19 protein-coding genes and 1 pseudogene are annotated in these 19816 nt (G+C 48.4%); 4 read left to right on the plus strand and 16 right to left on the minus strand.

Annotated elements, in window-relative coordinates:
- Positions 1-6: 6 nt before the first annotated feature.
- Both HV334_RS00300 and HV334_RS00305 read right to left on the minus strand, forming a co-directional pair.
- On the minus strand, positions 7-714 hold the full coding sequence (locus tag HV334_RS00300; protein ID WP_131347215.1) for a molecular chaperone: 708 nt from the start codon (positions 712-714) through the stop codon (positions 7-9).
- A 51-nt stretch (positions 715-765) separates the two neighbouring features.
- Entirely contained in the window at positions 766-1344 is a 579-nt protein-coding gene (locus HV334_RS00305) for a fimbrial protein (protein WP_131347214.1), read from the minus strand.
- A 481-nt stretch (positions 1345-1825) separates the two neighbouring features.
- On the opposite strand from HV334_RS00305, the gene HV334_RS00310 reads away from it, so the two are divergent.
- Complete coding sequence (locus HV334_RS00310; protein ID WP_047498727.1) at positions 1826-2488, plus strand: LuxR C-terminal-related transcriptional regulator; 663 nt, start codon at positions 1826-1828, stop codon at positions 2486-2488.
- A gap of 62 nt (positions 2489-2550) precedes the next feature.
- Here the strand turns inward: HV334_RS00310 and HV334_RS00315 are convergent, their stop codons facing one another.
- The 3 genes from HV334_RS00315 to HV334_RS00325 form a co-directional block, all read right to left on the minus strand.
- The gene (locus HV334_RS00315) at positions 2551-4047 is read right to left on the minus strand and encodes a C69 family dipeptidase (protein WP_047498724.1); all 1497 of its coding nucleotides are present in this window, start codon (positions 4045-4047) and stop codon (positions 2551-2553) included.
- Positions 4048-4390: 343 nt separating this feature from the next.
- Positions 4391-4855 (minus strand): hypothetical protein, encoded by a 465-nt coding sequence (locus tag HV334_RS00320; RefSeq protein WP_181221033.1) that lies wholly within the window; start codon positions 4853-4855, stop codon positions 4391-4393.
- Positions 4852-5625, minus strand: coding sequence for a winged helix-turn-helix domain-containing protein (locus tag HV334_RS00325; protein ID WP_181221034.1), 774 nt, complete (start codon positions 5623-5625; stop codon positions 4852-4854). The genes HV334_RS00320 and HV334_RS00325 overlap by 4 nt, the downstream gene beginning before the upstream one ends.
- Positions 5626-6202: 577 nt before the next feature.
- Between HV334_RS00325 and HV334_RS00330 the strand changes: the two genes are divergently transcribed.
- Together HV334_RS00330 and misL are read left to right on the plus strand one after the other, a co-directional pair.
- Positions 6203-6820 carry a helix-turn-helix transcriptional regulator gene (locus HV334_RS00330; RefSeq protein ID WP_046276006.1) on the plus strand — a complete coding sequence of 206 codons (618 nt, stop codon included), beginning with the start codon at positions 6203-6205 and terminating at the stop codon, positions 6818-6820.
- Between the two features lie 75 nt (positions 6821-6895).
- Positions 6896-9736 carry an intestinal colonization autotransporter adhesin MisL gene (gene misL, locus HV334_RS00335; RefSeq protein ID WP_181221035.1) on the plus strand — a complete coding sequence of 947 codons (2841 nt, stop codon included), beginning with the start codon at positions 6896-6898 and terminating at the stop codon, positions 9734-9736.
- Positions 9737-9834: 98 nt separating this feature from the next.
- Here misL and HV334_RS00340 read toward each other — a convergent pair.
- Positions 9835-10166, minus strand: a pseudogene (locus HV334_RS00340) (DUF1493 family protein).
- Positions 10167-10458: 292 nt separating this feature from the next.
- Positions 10459-10749: a SymE family type I addiction module toxin gene (locus tag HV334_RS00345; RefSeq protein WP_181221036.1), complete on the minus strand. Its 291-nt coding sequence runs from the start codon at positions 10747-10749 to the stop codon at positions 10459-10461.
- Between the two features lie 137 nt (positions 10750-10886).
- On the opposite strand from HV334_RS00345, the gene HV334_RS00350 reads away from it, so the two are divergent.
- Positions 10887-11078: a toxin-antitoxin system HicB family antitoxin gene (locus tag HV334_RS00350; RefSeq protein WP_003844491.1), complete on the plus strand. Its 192-nt coding sequence runs from the start codon at positions 10887-10889 to the stop codon at positions 11076-11078.
- Positions 11079-11149: 71 nt separating this feature from the next.
- Here HV334_RS00350 and HV334_RS25470 read toward each other — a convergent pair whose 3' ends face one another.
- From HV334_RS25470 to HV334_RS00390, 9 genes are all read right to left on the minus strand, one after another.
- A complete protein-coding gene (locus tag HV334_RS25470) occupies positions 11150-11338 on the minus strand; it encodes a hypothetical protein (protein ID WP_345943270.1) in 189 nt (62 codons plus the stop codon).
- Positions 11320-12300 (minus strand): IS5-like element ISKpn26 family transposase, encoded by a 981-nt coding sequence (locus HV334_RS00355; protein WP_020899206.1) that lies wholly within the window; start codon positions 12298-12300, stop codon positions 11320-11322. Before HV334_RS00355 ends, HV334_RS25470 begins: the two co-directional genes overlap by 19 nt.
- A gap of 40 nt (positions 12301-12340) precedes the next feature.
- Positions 12341-12739 (minus strand): oligogalacturonate-specific porin KdgM family protein, encoded by a 399-nt coding sequence (locus tag HV334_RS00360; protein WP_249415044.1) that lies wholly within the window; start codon positions 12737-12739, stop codon positions 12341-12343.
- A gap of 348 nt (positions 12740-13087) precedes the next feature.
- A complete protein-coding gene (locus HV334_RS00365; RefSeq protein WP_103767196.1) occupies positions 13088-13930 on the minus strand; it encodes a PTS system mannose/fructose/sorbose family transporter subunit IID in 843 nt (280 codons plus the stop codon).
- Positions 13923-14723, minus strand: a complete 801-nt coding sequence (locus HV334_RS00370) for a PTS sugar transporter subunit IIC (RefSeq protein ID WP_103767195.1) — start codon at positions 14721-14723, stop codon at positions 13923-13925. The genes HV334_RS00365 and HV334_RS00370 overlap by 8 nt, the downstream gene beginning before the upstream one ends.
- Before the next feature lie 11 nt (positions 14724-14734).
- Entirely contained in the window at positions 14735-15232 is a 498-nt protein-coding gene (locus HV334_RS00375; protein ID WP_181221037.1) for a PTS sugar transporter subunit IIB, read from the minus strand.
- Between the two features lie 12 nt (positions 15233-15244).
- Positions 15245-16423: a glycoside hydrolase family 88 protein gene (locus HV334_RS00380; protein WP_103767193.1), complete on the minus strand. Its 1179-nt coding sequence runs from the start codon at positions 16421-16423 to the stop codon at positions 15245-15247.
- The gene (locus HV334_RS00385) at positions 16420-16902 is read right to left on the minus strand and encodes a PTS fructose transporter subunit IIA (RefSeq protein WP_103767192.1); all 483 of its coding nucleotides are present in this window, start codon (positions 16900-16902) and stop codon (positions 16420-16422) included. Before HV334_RS00385 ends, HV334_RS00380 begins: the two co-directional genes overlap by 4 nt.
- Before the next feature lie 180 nt (positions 16903-17082).
- On the minus strand, positions 17083-19677 hold the full coding sequence (locus HV334_RS00390) for a sigma 54-interacting transcriptional regulator (RefSeq protein ID WP_181221038.1): 2595 nt from the start codon (positions 19675-19677) through the stop codon (positions 17083-17085).
- Positions 19678-19816 lie beyond the last annotated feature (139 nt).

A 19816-nucleotide genomic window follows, 5' to 3' on the forward strand; every position in this document is an offset into this window, starting at 1 on the left:
TTATTTCTATTTATTAATGGCTGTTTTGAATTCCACGACGCTGCCGTAATCGTTCACTGCTTGTAAAACTACAGCTTCTCCAGGTTTGATTTTTTGTTTTGAATTGACCTTAGTTTTACTTTTAGGCGCAACCATGATGCTTTCTTTCAATAACCCGTTTCCTGAGGCGCTAACAACATCTACAACTGTGATAAAAAAGGGCGTCGGGTTGACCAACGTAATGCCGTCAGAGGTGGCAATAAATTCCATCTTACTTTCGGCATTTTGCCGATCTCCTAAACCGATCGGCCGCCAGAAAAATTTAAACCGAGAACGAATGGCTAAATTGAGAATGGCTGTGTTTTCCGTAGCCTGGCTTTTATCTACGGAGGGAATGTCCAGAATATTTAACCACCATAATGATTCTCTATCGTTCGCGGCAATGCGTTTATCAATAGCTTTTTTTATTCTTATTGATTGTCCATTTTTTGCATCAATACGAGCAATCGGTGGTGAGATAATAAATGGAGTGGAAATGTCTTCGGGTAATTTTCCTGCGTCACCATTATCCAGCCATACCTGAGCCAGTGAAGGTGAGTCTCCTGAATTGGACATTTGTATGGTAATTTCGGTAGTTTCTTCAGAGTAAATGAATCGAGTACCATTCACGATAATGTTATTAGCATGTGCAATAGAAATAGAAAAAAAAACAAACAGAGCAAGGATGATTTTCATATGACCTCTGGCAAAAAATGCCATAGCAGCAAGTGCTACGGCATCATGTATTTAGAGATAGGTAATGCTGTAGTTTGCCTGGGCAGTTACCGGACCTGTAGTAACCTGATCCCAAAAATGAGTATTACGCGGTTTAATGTAACCGACACTGAAGGTGTATGTTAATGGAGAATCATTATGACCGATGGATTGATAATTTTCTGGCTCAAAACGATTAGATTTATCGTTTAAGTCAATGGTCCTCCCGTTTTTATCTTTCAACACTAATGCAACGTTTTTGGCACCATTAGCATCATTATTTTGGAGATAACCTTCATTCGTCAAATTGCCGTTATTAACCCATGCTAATTTAGGGATTAATTTTTCATGTATATAACAATCTTTAACCTTAATATGGAATATCTGATCCTGCTCAGAACTGAATTTATTAACTTTATGGCTCAATACCGGTTTTAATTTCACATTTTTATTACTATCATCATTTACAATTTTACAGGAACTGGAATAAACATGACCAGTAAAATTAACTTTGCCTTGAGGATCGTGGGTATTGCTGCCTAAACCTATTGCCATCGCTGAAGGAATTGATACTGCATATGTTATTAAAATCGCAGTGAATAATTTATTCATAATGTACTCCTCATTTAGAGATAGATCGTCCCTATTATCAGTAACATTGTCTGGGCTCCTTTTTTCTTGCGCCCTGTAAGGCTGTCGCCCGCTATCAATTATGTTAGATAAATTATTGTTGTACATCGTAGATTGGACGTATTTCACTCATCCTATAATATTAATAATGATCATTAACTATGAGTATTAATGAATTATTATTATCTATAAGCAGATTGTGATTGAGATAGTCCTCAACTCTAAGGTGAAATAAAAACACTTGGAATACAATATGTTATGTTTGTATTGTGATACTTCTTTAAATGCTATAAAGAAAAATCGAATCCTGCGCTCGGAAAAAGCGAATGATCGAATTGCACAATTAGCTAAATTCTTATAATTCAATCAGATTATCTTTAATCTTAAGTAGTGACTTGTTATTGGCTTGGCATGCAATAACGATAAGGAATATTGTCAATCATCATTTGAATGAAGGCTAGATATGCTTAACATGGACAGTAAGATAATACTCATTAGTAACCAATCAATACAGACGCAACTCTTGCTGGATTATCTCAATAAGCAAAACGATATCTTGGTTGATTTTGTTAACATTAGCAGACCAGACATGTCATTTATCGTTGAGGGAAGTATCATCCTCTATGATATACAGGCATCAAGCCGTAAATTAAAAAATGTCTGGTCAAAATTACTCAATGACAGCGCATATAGTTTGCGCGTTTATATTATTAACTGCCTGCGGTCGCTCCCACTCTATGAGAGCATGCTATGGCCAAATTTTGAGTCGATCGTACCAAATAATTGCTCTACAGAATATTTGTTAGAACTCCTTAAAGAGGGGCTTAAAACCTCCCGTCCACCACGCTCACTGTCACCGCCGCCAGAGTATGTAAACCTCACGCCATCAGATAGTGACTACGGAATTTTAACCGAAAGAGAATATGAAATTTTAACTGAGTTGTCGAAAGGTGCGTCTAATGTAGAAATTGCTAACGCATTTTTTATTAGTGAAAATACAGTGAGAACGCATATTTATAATATATTTAAAAAGATATCTGTGAATAACCGAACACAGGCAGCCTGCTGGGCCAATTTGCATCTAAGAAGCCTGGCTGTCGATCAACTGCCGCGGAAGGAAATGTAAGCCGTACTACTGGCGCAAAGTTTTGAAGCTTACTTTGCGCCAGCATGTCATCGTGCCGTTACTCAGTCTTTTTTCGCAGCGTTTGCAAAGAAGATATCAGACTGAATGTCTTTAGTGCGGATGGTAAAGAGCTGATTAGTCAGATCTTCCGTCAGCTTCTCGGCATCGGCCATGATGCGCAAGTTGAAGTCATTGAGCATCTTATCTGCGGCAGGTTTATCGGTTTTTGCCATCTTCAGATATTTTGCTTCGACCTCTTTTTGCTCCTTCGCCACTTTATCTTCCCATGCTTTGTAGGCTTTTTTGACGATTGGCGCGAGCTTCGGATAATCGGTCATCGTCAGCGTCTGTAACTTACGGTATTTCCAGTAAATGGACTGATCGTCCGCTTTATCGGTGCCCATCGTATAGTTTGCCGGATACGCTTTCAGGCCGCTGTAGTACGGAACAAACGCGGTGAGGTCGGCCATACCCAGACCAATGTAGGTCGTTTCACCAATCTCTTTTGGCAACCACGGACGGACCTGCATCACGTGCGCTTCATAGGTGCGGAAGACGCTAACCGGACGCCATGGCTCTTTGCCGTTCAGACCGTTGGTGTACGGGTCATGGCTGGTGCCTTCGTAATGGTTACGCAGCACGGCCTTCACATCATCCAGCGTCATCTTCTTCTCTGGCGTCATGAACACCGGGAATTCGCGCCCTTTGGCCATATCCTGATTTACGGAAGGATTGAACTCTTTCTGGATGGTCCATACGCGAGGATCGTTATACGTGCGGTCACGCTCATCATCACGGGTATAGGCTTTGGAGAAGTTGAATTTGCCATCTTTTGCCGGTTCGTACAGACCTTTTTCGGTCGCAAATTGAATCAGGTTTTTTGACGCCATCATGTCCGGGTTTTTAGGGTCGTAATCCTGTAAGCGGCCCTGATTACCGGTGGCAAAATACTGGTTATTCGGCAGGCGCTGCGCCATCCACTGGTGACCGCTGCCGGTTTCCAGGTACCAGATTTCGTTATCGTCGACGACGGCCACGCCAAAACCTTCCCCAGCGCCGACGGTCTCAACGATATGACCCAGTAACGCCACGGCTTCACGCGCAGTTTTGCTCTGGGACAACAGAATATCCGGGATATCATCTTCGGTGATCCCTTTATCTTCAACGTAGGGGTCGGCAGCCAGCGCTTTTGCTGAGGCAAAAATAGATTCTGTACCGCTCACGCCAACGCCCAATTCGTTAAATCCGGTCGCGCCGTGCAGTTGGGTTTTCCAGTTTGGAACGGTGGTATAACGCAGAGAGTTTTTGGGTAGCGGCCAGGTAAAGTCATTCGCGCCATTATGTGCTTTGGTGCTGTATATCCCGGTCTGATTCTGCTTGGCCGGATGAATGACAAAATGCTGCGCTTTCAGGGCATCGCTGTCAGCGCTACGGGCTACCAGCATGGAGCCGTCCGCTGATGCTTCATTACCGACCAATAGGGTCGTACAAGCAAAACCTGATGAAACAACGGCCAAATTTATAGAAAGTGCAATCAGGCACTTTTTAAAAGTAAACATTACGTATCCCTCATATGTACGCCAAAAATACACCGGAAACACACCGTTTCCTGAAATGCGATAACGCCTGAACGCTCAGACATTGCTCGCGAGAGAGATAAACGCCCCTGTCCACGTCTTCTCCAAATATCCATCCGTAGGTTGAAGTCTTCTGGGCAAAATAAAACGCCCATTTCGCTTAATTATTGCGCAATGGATATCGTGGTATTCAGGATGTTTCCTGATTCGGGATGAAGAATAGCAATGGGATATGAGTGGATTCAGTGACCCATGTCGCGTAAGTCGATGATGGCAAATATGAATTCTATTGAAGGGGGCGTGCTTTTTGTATCCGGATATGACGTTACCTTTTGCGGCAATACAGCGAGGGGACATTTGAGCTGGCAAAAATCCATGCGCCCTTATACTCCTCCATGATCAGGCTCAGGTTTCGTCCGCTTTGACGGTAAAATCCGGGTAATGTGTTGTTAATATCAGCTTCATCGGCGCTGTCAGCGAAGGTTTTGACCACCTGCATTGCCTGTAGCACTCGGGCTTCGTGCTGCCTGGTATAACTGAAATAGATGTTCCTGCTAATGTCTGAGGTATTACGTCCGTACAGTTTTCCGGTAATGGTCGCTAGCCCTGCATCTTTGTACATCCGAAATGAAACCGTACCTGCAAAGCGGTTGCTGCCAATATTCCATTCGACATTTCCAACGCAATTTAGCTGCTTTTCGGCATAGCGTGAATGCCATAGCCATCCGCCTGAGCCGAGCAATGTCGCCACGCCGATTACGATTAAAATAAGGTGGTGTATTTTTTTCATTGCCCGCGCATCCAGTAATAATGGGTAGTACAAAACGCGTGCGCATCTACCCGTGCATCTTTATCACAAACAAATGCCACGATCCTCTCCGCTTTACGGTAGCCGGAAAGGAAAACATGCTTGTTGTTTTCACAGAGAGAAGGGTGCAGTTGCATCAGATTGAAATAATTTTCCTGATCGTGATCATTCAGTGAGTAATAAATTTTACAGTTTTGCCGAGATGGGACCTGCATAGAAACAGAAATGAATTTACTAAACGGCATAACAGGACGTGTCTGATACCACACCAGCCAGATAATCAATGTGGCAATAACGATGCCAGCGCTAAATATAATATTCCACCAGGGGACCCGCGTCGTTTGTTGTGCCGCGGGAGGAATTATCTTTGGGGGCGCGTATTCCTCTATTAGCGGTGACTGGAAAACTTCACTCTGAGGATGCGTTATCGCCTCTACCTGCGTATTTTCATTTAATCTGAGTCCGCGTCGAGAAATAGTTTTCACCGTATCACGTGGCAGACCCACATCCGCCAGCGCGTTACGTAGCGTCAGAATAGCCTGGTAAAATGTGTTGGTTGTGGTCACATTATTTCTCTCACCCCAACCCACTTTTATCAATGTGTTCTGCGAAACAATGTCACTTGCGTGAGTAATTAAATAGAGAAAGCAAAGCGAAGCTGGGAGCTGAAGTTGTATTGCGCGCCCGGTCTGACGATTGACCAGACTTTTGCTGTTAGGATTAAATTCGACCAACTGATTGATAAGGTACAATTGCCCAGCCCTCAGTAACTATAACGTATCACCGCGTGTGCCTACACATACCTTAAATTTTACATCCAAATCGTGAATATGCCTCACTCTTTGTACGTGATCGAAGATAAGAATTTCACTTAAGGATTAAAAACACTTTAAATACAATGTGTTACGTGTGTAAATTCTTAGGTGAGTATTAACTAATGTTAAATAATGAGAATTCATTACAGTTTTATCTGAATTCTCATTATATTTATCAACAGCACTTCAAGGGGGATTGAGTTATCAGGATTGTGTAATTAATAAGAGCCCCTTTCATTGGTTAATTTTTAGCAAATAGTGCTTTTTTAATTTTTATTCTGGGATTTGGATTTATGCATAAAATTCCTAATACCCAGACTGTTATTCTGAGATAAAGCAGAAAAAAGCTTAGCGCAATCGCATTACTTATAGCCTATACATAATAACATATCAGGAGTTTATTACATTTTTTAGGTGTCACTGTTATTAACTGACAAGGAATGTCACACGTGTCGGATTGACACATTTATTTACCAATGAAATATTTATGGAAAAATAACAGGAGTCATTTTTGATGAAGAGATCACCATCACAGAGTGTTCGTTGCATAAGCTGTGAATTATCCTGTCAATTATTTCCGGATACTGTGGTACGCGCCAGCTACTGTCACCGAGCCACTTTTGCGATCTGGCCAGAGGGAAATAGTTTTCTGCAAAAAGGAATTATTGAAAAACTTCTCCTTAATAATCAAAATCATTTGTCGCGTGGGTTTATTTTTGTGGACTTTTCCTTCCCAAACCTGCGCCTGTTCGCCGATCCGCAATGGGTTGACCGGCTGGCCTACAGCGGTATGTATATTGTGTTGATAGCGGACAGGAATCTCGCGCCGTTAGCCAACTACTGGCTGTCGAAAAGCAATAAAATACAAGGGATTATATATTCCGATGATGATGATGAAGTTCAGCATCAGAAAATTCGCCGATTATTTACCGGCCACCTTGCGAACAGTAAACGCGGACGCTCACTCAACTATACAGAAATGATATTACTGAAGCGATTTGTGTCAGGGAAAAGTATTCAGCAAATTACAAAAATAGATAATATAGATATTAAGAAAATATATGTCTACAAGCTCAGGCTTGAAGATAAATTAGGCCATAGCATTCATCAAATACTGTCGAATATTTTATAACGCATTTTTGATTTTTACTATTTTCACATCTTTGCGATGTGGTGGACGCCCTACGCCCGAAAGCAGGAGGCTATTATGAAAAAACCTAAGCATTACTCACGCATTGCGATAGCGGTATCAACCGCGTTAACGTCAATGGTATTTTCAACCCACGCGGCCTGGATTGATATTGATAGTCTTCCTGCCAGTGGATTGGTGAGCAGTCTTTCGCCGGAGTTGCAGGCTTTATTTCCTGCACAAGCGAATGCCAGTTTCGAAAAAACCAGCGCTACGCCGAATTATGTTTATCAGTGGAGTGCCGGTACCATTCCCGTTTTTGGCCATGGATTAACGCTCAATGGGCCTGGGGCTGAAGCTTTTGAACACTCTGTTACCGTTATTCAGAACAGCACGACGGGTAGCCCGGGCGTTATTTTCGGTGACGACCTGACGATTCGCACACAGTCAAAGAATGCCACTAATAATGGTAAAGATGTTGACGGTATCCGCACACACGGGGCTAATACGCCGGATAATCCAGTCTTTATTATCACCGGGGATCGCACCAGTATTTATGTGGACGGCCAGGATGGTGATGGTATTAACGCCGGTTACAACGCCTATAATGGTGGGCAGGGTTGGAAAGGCTCGGCCAACATTTACGTCGGCGACGATCTGTATATTCAAACCACCGGTAACCAGGGGCGTGGCATCACGGCAAACGCGATGAGAGACGAAACGCTGGCTAAAAATACGATTATCGTCGGCGACCGGGCACACATTGTGACAACCGGTAGCAGCTCAGAAGGTCTCCGCACCGGGCAGAGCGGGTCCTCAATCCGCCTTGGCAATGACGCCACCATCGAGACGTCGGGTGCTTCCTCGACAGGGATTTATGCCGCCTCATCTTCCAAAACGGAACTGGGCAACAATGCCACGATTACGGTCAACGGCGTCAGCGCACATGCGGTTTATTCCACCAATGCAACCGTGAATCTCGGCGAAAACGCAACGATCAACGTCAACAATTCGGCGAAAGCGGCGTCATACAGCAAAGCGCCACGCGGCCTGTATGCGATTTCACGCGGTACGATAAACCTGGCAGGTGGCGCCGCCATTACCATGGCGGGCAATCACAGCAATGAAAGTTATGCCATCAGTACAGAAACGGGCGGTATCGTCGACGGTTCTGCTGGCGGGCGTTTCCTTATCGACGGCGATCTTCACGCAGCCGGTGCTACTGCCGCAAACAACACCCAGCCGCAGCAAAACAGTACCATCAACCTCAATATGACCGACAACTCGTTGTGGAGTGGGGCGTCATACGTCACCAGCGGCACTGCCGGGACGGGGGTTATCTCGCTGCAAATGAGCGATGCGACCTGGAACATGACCAACAGCTCAACGCTCACTGACCTGACGCTGAACGGCGGGTCAGTGGTGAACTTTGGGCATGCTGACGGCGAACCGTGGCAGACGCTTACTATCAATGAAGATTTTACCGGCAACGGCGGAAAACTCGTTTTCAATACCGTCCTGAATGACGATGCCTCCGAAACCGACAAGCTGAAAGTGCTCGGCAACACCGCGGGTAACGCGTTTGTGGCGGTGAACAATATCGGCGGAACTGGGGCGCAAACCGTTGAAGGTATTGAGATCATCGAAGTGGCCGGTAATTCTGACGGTACTTTTGAGAAAGCGGGCCGTATTGTTGCCGGTGCGTACGACTATAACGTGGTGCAAAAGGGCAACAACTGGTATCTGACCAGCTTTATTCCTGCTCCGCCGGATCCGGAAGAGCCGGACCCCGTCGATCCGGACCCGGTTGACCCTATTGACCCAGATCCCGTTGACCCGGACCCGGTTGACCCTATTGACCCAGGTCCTGTTGACCCGGACCCGGTCGATCCTGTCGACCCGATTATCCCTGAGCCGGAAGAACCTGTTGCGCCCCCTGTCACTGAGCAGCAGTACCGCCCGGAAGCAGGCAGTTATCTGGCGAACAACTACGCTGCTAACACGCTGTTCATGACCCGACTCCACGATCGTCTGGGGGAAACGCAGTACGTCGATATGCTGACGGGCGAGAAAAAAGTCACCAGTCTGTGGATGCGTAACGTCGGGGCACATACCCGCTTCAAAGACGGTAGCGGGCAGTTGAAAACCCAAAGCAACAGCTATGTCTTGCAGTTAGGCGGTGACCTGGCGCAGTGGAGCAGCGATGGCCTCGACCGCTGGCACCTCGGTGCGATGGCTGGTTACGCCAACAGCCAGAACCGCACGCAGTCCAGTCTGACCGGCTACCATTCACGTGGTCAGGTCACCGGTTACAGCGTGGGACTGTACGGCACCTGGTATGCCAATGACGCTGACAAGACCGGCACTTACGTAGACACCTGGATGCTGTACAACTGGTTTGATAACAAGGTGATGGGTCAGGAGCAGGCGACGGAGAAATATAAATCCAGCGGGATCACCGCTTCTGTTGAAGCCGGTTACAGCTTCAAATTGGGTGAAAATGAGCGCAACAGCTATTGGCTGCAACCGAAAGCTCAGGTGGTGTGGATGGACGTGCAGGCCGACAGCCACCGTGAAGCGAACGGTACCCGCGTGAAGGACAACACCGATGGCAACCTGATGACCCGTCTGGGGGTAAAAGCCTTTATCAACGGTCACAACGCCATCGACGACGGTAAATCTCGTGAGTTCCAGCCGTTTGTTGAAGCCAACTGGATCCACAACACGCAGACGACTCGCGTGAAGATGGATGATGTGAGCAACGACATGCGTGGCACCAAGAACATTGGCGAGCTGAAAGTCGGCGTTGAAGGTCAAATCACTCCGCGCCTCAACGTGTGGAGCAACGTGGCCCAACAGGTCGGCGATAAAGGCTACAGCGATACCCGCGGTATGCTGGGCGTGAAATATAACTTCTGACGTAGTTGCAGGTAATGGAAAAGCCGCTGATTAATGGGTCAGCGGCTTTATTTTTTGGGGAAGCGGTAGGTCGGATAAATGGCATCCGTCAATAAGGTTCAGTCATAAAGCCATTTACCCGCTTTTGCAGACTCTGCCAGCATGCGGAGTGTTAATGGCTGCGGCTCATCGTCATCTCTGCTACAGGTAAAAATTGCATAAAGAATGAATGTCTCAATAGGCCAATATTTATAGAAATCGAAATTGGAGCAATCAACATTGAAAGTTGCAAAGTAAGCATCCATGATGTCTGCGCCCGTTTCACTGGCCACACATAATCTCCCGTTGAAAGGCTGGTATCGAGAGTGACTGGCCAACGCTTTTTAAAGAATAAGCTGGGTTTATTAAATGTTTCATCGTACCAGGCGATGATATCATCATCACTTACCATAGCTTATCTTTACCTCTGACGTCTTTGAGCCAGAGATAAACAGTAATTGCCATTTTAATAACTCATTTTGTTGAAAAATAATATATGAGGGTTATTACGATTGGTTTGCAATAGTGAAAACATTAATAATAGAGAAAAATAAATCATTCCACGGTTAAATTTAAAATAGCCATATATAATTAGGATGATTGGTTATGGAAGAGTGATTCATTTTGAAAGTAGGCCGGATAAGCGTTAGCGCCATCCGGCACCTGGTAAACCTATAAGTAACGCTTACAGGTTCAGTTATACGTTACTGAAGAGTCGCCAGCGTGCTCCCAATTCTATTCAACTTCTGATTTGCCTCTTTTAGCTCATCCTGCAATCGTTGCTCCTGCTCGCCATAGACTATCAGGACGATGCAACCGTTCATCACTTTTACGCTAATCTGTTGCCCGGTATCAAACCCCGCCGCGCGGAGCCACTTGCCTGAAAGGATAATTTTGGGTGTGGATTTGTCGAAAACATTCGGTCGGTATCCCACAATTAACGAACGTTCGGTTCCGGATTGGTCGCTATCTGGGGTAGAATGCGAATCAGCCATAATCAACTCCTTGATAGTTGGTGAGGTTAGCTCTCGTCGGGTACTGCGAATACCGGGCGAGGGCGTTTATAAGTCAGGTCGTCAGATAAGACAGGTACGTACCTGATTGGTGATATCTTGCGCTTGTAGGTACGTACATGTCAACGGCTAAACGCGACCCAAATCAGTCCAAATCCGGAAAGGCTCCAACTTTTCAGATTCGTATCACGCCTGAGTTAAAGGCGCAGTTCGAGGCTGCTGCAAAAGCAGAAGGGATGAGTTTGGGGAATTGGCTCAAAACCTTGGGGAGAAATGAATTACGTAAATTAGGTATTGAGCCAGAAATGTAGGCTAGTTCAATTGAGAATTTTGAGCGTCAGAAGATTCGGGAAAAGAAACTACATCCATTTTTAATGCTGTTTCACCAGAGAAAATTGAAGCTAGGGAAGGTGCGAATAAGTAGGTCATTTCTTCCCAAGCTGACTCGCTGATTAAAATTTCGCGGATCTGGGCCGATTTTTTTCCCGCAAACACATCGAATCAGCCTATTTAGGCTATTTTTTCCACCATTTCTGGCGTTATTTCCGGTTTTTACTGAGATCTCTCCCACTGACGTATCATTTGGTCCACCCGAAACAGGTTGGCCAGGGTGAATAACATCGCCAGTTGGTTATCGTTTTTCAGCAGCCCCTTGTATCTGGCTTTCACGAAGCCGAACTGCCGCTTGATGATGCGAAACGGGTGCTCCCCCCTGGCACGGATGCTGGCTTTCATGTATTCGATGTTGATGGCCGTTTTGTTCTTGCGCGGATGCTGCTTCAAGGTTTTTACCCTGCCGGGACGCTCGGCGATCAGCCAGTCCACATCCACCTCGGCCAGCTCCTCGCGCTGTGGCGCTCCTTGGTAGCCGGCATCGGCTGAGACAAATTGCTCCTCTCCATGAAGCAGATTACCCAGCTGATTGAGGTCATGCTCGTTGGCCGCGGTGGTGACCAGGCTGTGGGTCAGGCCACTCTTGGCATCGACACCAATGTGGGCCTTCATGCCAAAGTGCCACTGATTGCCTTTCTTGGTCTGATGCATCTCCGGATCGCGTTGCTGCTCTTTGTTCTTGGTAGAGCTGGGTGCCTCAATGATGGTGGCATCCACCAAAGTGCCTTGGGTCATCATGACGCCTGCTTCGGCCAGCCAGCGATTGATGGTCTTGAACAATTGACGGGCCAGTTGATGCTGCTCGAGCAGGTGGCGGAAATTCATGATGGTGGTGCGATCCGGCAGGGCGCTATCCAGGGATAATCGGGCAAACAGGCGCATGGAGGCGATTTCGTACAGGGCATCTTCCATGGCACCGTCGCTCAGGTTGTACCAATGCTGCATGCAGTGAATACGCAGCATGGTCTCCAGCGGATAGGGCCGTCGGCCATTGCCCGCCTTGGGATAAAACGGCTCGATGACAGCGGTCATATTCTGCCATGGCAGAATCTGCTCCATGCGGGAGAGGAAAATCTCTTTTCGGGTCTGACGGCGCTTAGTGCTGAATTCACTATCGGCGAAGGTGAGTTGATGGCTCATGATGTCCCTCTGGGATGCGCTCCGGATGAATATGATGATCTCATATCAGGAACTTGTTCGCACCTTCCCTAAAACTTAATGTCTTACTGATTTTATAATCGAGGCTGATATAAGGTGCCAGTTTCGTCCCGTTACTATCAATATCAGTTAATCCGCCAGGCGTCAGCGTCCATTTTTCATTAAGCGGAATAGGGTACCAACCTTCAAACTCCTGAAAAGAGCTTTTCATTTGATTAAAGTCTTGTCCGAGGTCATACATGGCGGAAGCAAGGACTCCTGCGCCGTTATCAAATATATGGCCAAGACCAATTTTATACTGATTTTTCTCAGAGGCCGTAGTGTGTGCGTAGCGGTTATCAACCCAGGTGGCTGCGGAAAATGCATTCAGTGCAAAGCAGGATAGCGGTATGCCGATCACAAGCGTGTGTAATTTTTTCATTTTTATTCCTGTAGAATTTGTTGAATATTTAATGCCATTTTTTCTGTGAAAAAATAAAAGACAGAAATTAATTGCAAATCCCGTGCCAGTAATTAAAAGCTATAAATTACAATTGTTTATGGTTTTTGTTGAAAAGTGAGATCGACACTAATGGCGATAATGGCTTTTTCATCCACTTGCGTCGAGAGAAATAAAGACCAATCGATTTTTTATAAATTTATTCATTGGGGGAGTAAAAGGTTTTCTTAATATGAACAGGTTCTGTGGTGGAGGTAAATAAATTAAGGTGAACATTCTCATAGAGAATGCGAAAGGGCTCCCTTTAGTAAAAGGGAGCCGGATGAAAGTTTAAATAATTCCCACGCCCGCTGACGCAAAGCCAAAAACAATCAGCATAATAAGCACTTTGTTCGGGCTGACCTTTTTATTCAGTAGCTTCAGGCACCCCAAAACTAAAAGCAGAGGAATCAATCCAACGCAAATTTTGTCGAGGATCTCCTGCAATACGAACGGCTGTCCGGCGATAGTGGTTTTAAAGGTGGTAGTAAACTTCACCATGCTGGCGCTCATCGCACCCACCATCATCAGGCCCATCATTGCCGAGGCTTTGGTAATACAGCTTAGTAGACCCGACTGCGTCGCTTCGGCGATGTACTTCGAACCTAGCCGGTAGCCCATAACGCCGCCATAGTAGCGCAGCAGGTAGCTCGGAATGTTGTAAATCAGCAGGAACAGCAGCGGCCCCAGAGGGTTCCCTTGTGATGCAAGGCCGATAGCAATCCCGGTAGCGATAATGCGCAGCACACCATAGAAGAATGAATCGCCAACGCCTGCGAACGGCCCCATCAGCGCGACTTTAATACCATTAATACTGGAGGTATCAAAATTCGGGTTGGCGGCATTCTCTTTTTCCATCGACAGCGTCAGGCCCATAATGAAGGGAGCTAAATGCTGGTTGGTATTGAAGAACTGGCTGTTGCGCTTCAGTGACTCAATATAGCCGTGCGGGTTGCCTGTATAAATCTTTTTAAGTAACGGTGCCAGAATCCAGCCGTAGCTCAGCCCCTCCATGCGGGTGAAGTTCATGGAGCCGAGCAGCTGAAACTGGCGGAGGAACAGTTGGCGGAACATCTTTTTCTCGCCTTTGCTGTCATCATGTGCGTTGAGAGCGCTGTGTTGGATATCAGTCATTGAAGAACCCATCCTTATCGTCAACCGATGCCGGAGCTGCAGTTGCCGCCTGTTTATTGGCTTTAAGCTGATTGAATTCGTTGAAGCAGAGATAAACGGCTACGGACGCGGCGATAATCGCGATACCCATAATCGGCAGTTGCAGATAAGCCGCCATGGCGAAGCCGATAAAGAAGAAGGCAGCAATGTTCCGGTTCCATAAGGCTTTAAGCAGGATGGCGAAGCCCAGCGCAGGAAGAATACCGCCGACGGCAGTCATGCCGCGCATGACCGTATCCGGAATGCTCTCGACCAGACTACGAATAACGTCGGTGCCGAAGAGAATGCCGAAGAACGCCAGGACGGCGAACGGCACACCGTAGAACATTGTCATCCCGAGCGTGATACCGAGCGCGGCGCGGTCGCGTCCTTCTTCAAGCAAGGCGTCGTACTGCTCTACCAGGGCGGTATAAACCAGCTTCAGCACTTGGTAGACGAATACCGCCAGCAGGCTGATGGGCAGCGCGAGCGCGACAGCCACCGCAGGCTCCGCGCGGGTAAGTATGGTAAACGCAGTAGCCAGCACCGAGCCCACCGCCAGGTCGGCTGGTACCGAGCCGCCGATGGTGATGGTGCCGAGAAAAATTAGCTCCAGCGTGGCGCCGATAATAATGCCCTGCTGGAAATCACCCAGCACGAAGCCGACCATTGCACCGCAGATAAGTGGCCGTTCAATCAGTGGTTGGCCCAAAGTGTGGTCGGCGAATTTGGCGATATACATCACCAGCGCGACAAGTAATGCAGACGTTAACATAGCGACCTCGCTTAGCTAGTAGCGTTATCCAGCATCTCAATCAGGTTTTTTACCGAATGAGATGGCAGGACCTGGTATTCCACCTTCACGCCGCGCGCGGCAATGGCATGAAAATCAGCAATATCTTCAGGAGTGACGTATACGGTGTCGCTAATGCGTTTTTTCGCTGCCAGATTGTCGGTAATGCGCCCGAAGTTAGCGACATTCAGCGTTTTAATGCCTTCAACCTGTTCAACCATACGACGCGCGTCGGCGGCATTATTGACGATCACCATAATTTTCATTGCCTCGGAGCGCGGGTCATTGAGGATATCGCCTGCGTCTTTAACCGCCATAATGGCGCACTTCGCGGTATCAGGGGCCGCCATGCGCAGCGACATCTTCTGCACTTCGTTATTCACGATCTGATCGTTGGCGACCAGAATACGGTTCACGCCCAGATGCTTGGTCCAGACCACGGCAACCTGGCCGTGGATCAGGCGATCGTCAATTCGTACTAAAGAAATCATGTGTAGCTCCAGTTAGCAAAAGTAGGGGGTCCAGATGCGGGAAAGTCGAACCAGGGCTTCGAAATAGAAATAATCGCCCCAGAGGTTAGGTTCGTTAATACCCATGTTGCGGCCAAAGTTATAAACGCCTTCACGCAGCAGGCCGTCCTGCGTATGGGCAAAATAGCGCTCGCGTAAATTGCGCATCATCAGTTCGATAGCGTTGCCGTAAGCAGAGCGCAGTGGGTCGGTTAACGGCAGCAGCGTGAGCAGCTCCGTCAGGCCGCAGGCGGCGACGGCAGCGGCGGAAGTATCTCGTGGCGCGTTATCCTGCGGCGTGAAAATCAGGTCCCAGTAGCAGACGAAATCCTCTGGCAGACGGTTGAGAAAATAGTGCGCCAGCTTACGCGCCAGCTCCGGCTGAGTGACATCGCCGGTATGGCGGAAGCCCAACGCAAAACCGTAAATTCCCCACGCCTGGCCGCGCGCCCAGCACGAGCTGTCGCTAAAGCCCTGATGGGTATCGCCGAGTAGCGGCTGGCCGCTGTGCACATCCATGTAGAAGGTGTGGAAGCTGGAAGCATCCTCGCGAACCAGATAACGCGCGGCCTGCGCCAGGTGACGCGTCGCGGCTTCCCGCCACGCTGCGTTGCCTGTCTCATCGGCGGCCCAGAACAGCAGCGGCACGTTGAGATTGCAGTCAATGATCATGCGCCCCTGGCGCGTCGGGTCGTTGAGATCGCCCCAGGCCTGAATGACGCCTGCCGTGGCGTTAAAGCGGCGGTACAGTAGTTCAGCTGCACGCAACGCCAGGTCGCGGGCGCGAAGGTTACCGGTGAGTTTCCAGGCGTTGACGCAGGAGAGCAGATAGAGGAAGCCCAGGTCATGGGTATCGACTTTAATCTGTTTATCAAGACGCTCTTCAAAACTGTCGAGCAGGCCTTCCGCCACCGTGCGGTATTTATCATCGCCGGTCACTTCCCAGGCCAACCACAGCATGCCGGTCCAGAATCCTTCGGTCCAGTCGACTTTCTCTACCGCCGGGTAGCGGCCATCCGTCGCGCTGGCTGCGGGAAAAGTGGCGGTAAAACGCGGCAGCATGGCGTCAACGCTGGCGAGCACTTCACGGAGTGCTTCACTCAGCCAGCGCGAGTCTAAGCCCGGCTGTAGCGCAAGATAGCGGCGGTCGAGCGTTTCCAGCGCAACGATCATGGCTGTGTCTCCGTGGCAAAAAAGTCGTCGATATCATCCTCAACGGCAGGCTGTGCGGCCTGGCGAGCGGCGATAATTTCCGGCTGCTCATTCATGTACTGCATCGCGCCGCTGGCGGCGGTGATGGCGTCCTTAAGGCGTGATGGGGTATCCGTATGTTCGGAGAGGCAGAATTCCATCAGCATGATCAAATTGGCGCCGCTGATCACGTGGGCATGCGGATATTTCACCAACATCTGTACAGCGGTGTTATTGACGCTACCGCCCGGCATATCGGTAAACAGCACCAGCTCTTTTCCCCGACTAGCCGCCTGCTGTGCGATAGCGTCGAAGCGTACCGCCAACTCTGCCGTGGAGCCGATCTCTCCGCAGTAGGCGCAGATGGGCGTCACGCCGTGATCGTCGCCAACCAGCAGATTCAGCGCCGAGATAATCCCTTCTGCGTAATGTCCGTGGGTCGCGATGTACATCTCTCGCATTGCGTATTCCTTCGTTTTTCGGTATCTGTTGAGGATATTGCAACTGCCGTGCCATGTTTTTAACCTAATGATTTATCGAGGGAATATAGCAGTGTCTGCACGTATTCATAGTGTTGAAAGCGGCGGTAAGGGGAGTGTCGAACCGTCTGCCAGCTTGCACTGGCAGAGCGGTTAGTTGAGCTATTCGGCCGCGATCCACGGCTCCATGATTTCATAGATCATCAGCACTTCGGTGAGTGGCAGGGTGATATTGTATTTACGGTTCAGCACCTGGAAGAAGGTGTCATGTACGGCGACAAAAGCCTGTTGAGCCAGTGTTAGTTCTGCCTCTTCGCGGTGGCGCACGCTGTTGTTGACCATCACCCGTTCAATCATCAGCGCGATATGCATAAACAAATTGATACGCAGGTAGCTTTCAAAATGTATTTTGTAGAAAGATTCATACTGCTTAATAACTGCTTCAACTTCATCAATAATGACCACCGGATTGAGAAAGTTGAGACGGCTGGCGACGCCTTCGACGGTGAACAGCTTCACCACTTCATCAATCATGGGTTCCAGACCGCCTTCCATCAGCAGCCCGTTGAAGTAATCGCGTTTTAGCACCAGTGTTTTTTCTTTGATCAACTGCTCTACGCTTAACAGCGGAATATAGCCTGCTTCCAGATCGGTGGTGGTGATGATCAGCCGCGTGCCGTTCAGCGCCGGGTCGGCATGGGCGATTTTCCATTTCAGATCGTCATACTCCATCGTAATGATGTCGATCTCCTCCTGCGCCAGATACCGCTGGACGATATCTTTGAGTTTGCGGGAGATCCCTTCCCCGGAAATGCAAGAGATAATGATTTTATTCCCCGGCAAGATTCCTGCGTAGTATTGGGTTTCAACCTCATACGCTCCTTTGGCGCTCTCAATAATCGCCTCCATTGACAGCTTATCCTGAATTTTGGCCGCAATATCCAGCGCCATAGCTGTGCTGACGTTATTGATAACCAACAGTTCGCCATGCAGGTGGAGCTTGATCTCTTCGTAGATCTCTTTTAGTGACCCCATATCCACCAGGATAATCAGACCGCCCCCTTGTTTGAGGCGCGAGACGTGGGAGATCAGCAGGTCGATGATATCCCTGGTGGAAGTCGCGTTAGCCATATCGAAGGCTTTAAAGTAGTACCCGCCGGTCAGTTGATTGGCGATACTGCCAATGCTAGACGCGGTCGCGCGTCCGTGCGAAACGATAATGCCCTGAATCGGGTCGTCTTCACCGGCGAGGTTATGAAAAGCACAGCTTAACAGCGGCAGTAAGAGAGGATGCGGCTGGTGAATGATGTGCTTGCTCAGCAAGGAGAGGCACTCTTCCGCCAGCAGACGCGCTTTGTCGGAGACGTAGTCGGAAATCGTTTGTAGCTCAGTTACATTGACCGTTTCCTGAGGGGCATGTAGCGCATAGATGACGCAAAGCCATATCGCTTTGCGAATTTCTTGGCTACAGCTGATGCCGGTCTGGCTTTCCAGCTCGTTTAACGCATGGATGGTGTTCTGCCAGATGTATCCACTGTACAGCGACTCGGCGGTAACCGCGCCGCTGACCGTGGTCAGGTGCTGTTCCATTTTGCGATTCAGTAATAGCACGTTACCGCTATGGCAAAAGTCACGAAAAATAACCTCATCGTGCATCGCTTTAGGCAACAGCTGACTGGGATCCAGCGCCTCATCATGAAGATGAGTGGTAATTCTGATTATTTCGCCGTTGAACGATGGGCCGCGTAGCGTAATAACGTCGGTCTCGTGATTGTCGCTCCAGGCGCTGGCGCACATCACTTTGATTTGATTTTTTAACTCGCCGATATTGCCGCGGACTGGCGAAGTCACCAACTGATGCATGAGCTGGCTATCAAGATGAATATCCCGACGCAAGCTGAGCGCCTCCTGATGCAAAAAATGACTGACCTGAGCGACGCGCTCGGTGAGTGGGCGAGAAATATAATTGGGCAGCGTCACGCGCACCGGAATTCGACGACGAAAGGTGTTGAGCAGGACGGTGTCGATATTCTCCGTGGTGGCAAAGATAAAGCGTAGCGACGCCGGATGGTGCGTGCGATTATCGCCAAGACGGTAGAAATATCCTTTGTCCATAAACAGAAACAGTTTTTCCTGGTTTTCCGCCGACAGCCGATGGACCTCATCAAGGAACAGAAATCCGCCATCCGCATCATCAAAGGCTCCGCGCTTTTCGCGGTCGGCTCCGGTGAACGCGCCGCGGGTATAGCCAAACAGCGTTGCCGAAAGCAGCTCCGGGTTGTTAGCGTAGTCGGCACAATTCAGTTCAACAAATGGCTTATCAGCCGTGATCACGCCGCGCTCGATGGCATATTGATAAATCAGCGCCGCCAGATGGCTCTTACCGACTCCACTTTCTCCGGAGAGCAGGACAGGCAGACCGTCGCCGGGATAATCTACCGCCGAGCGGCAAAGCGCGATTGCCTCCGCCAGGCTTCCCTGTGCGCCGATCAACTGCCGAAATGCATCGTATTTTTTCGACACTACGCGAGACGCCTGCACATTTTTCACACCATTTGTCTGCACAAAGAAGCGCACCGGACGGGTATTTTCTTTACTCAGATGGCCGTCATCGCACAGTCTGTTGAGATAATGACTGATGACGCTGCGATTAACCTGCATGAAGTCTGCACAGTCCTGGGCTGTGAAGCCCGCAGGTTTCTCTGCATAATGAGTGAGTATTTTATGGAATAACTTTTCTTTCGCCGACAGCGCCATTTTTCAATGTCCCGCATAGAGTAGAAAATAGCGTCGATTTTATTTCGACACTAGACACCACTGTTTTTATTAGACACTGGATACTTTCCACGGCATGGAATAAAAATGAAACTACGTTTTGATTAGAATGTGATAGAGA

Source organism: Citrobacter sp. RHBSTW-00944 (assembly GCF_013615435.1).
Classification (GTDB): domain Bacteria; phylum Pseudomonadota; class Gammaproteobacteria; order Enterobacterales; family Enterobacteriaceae; genus Citrobacter; species Citrobacter braakii.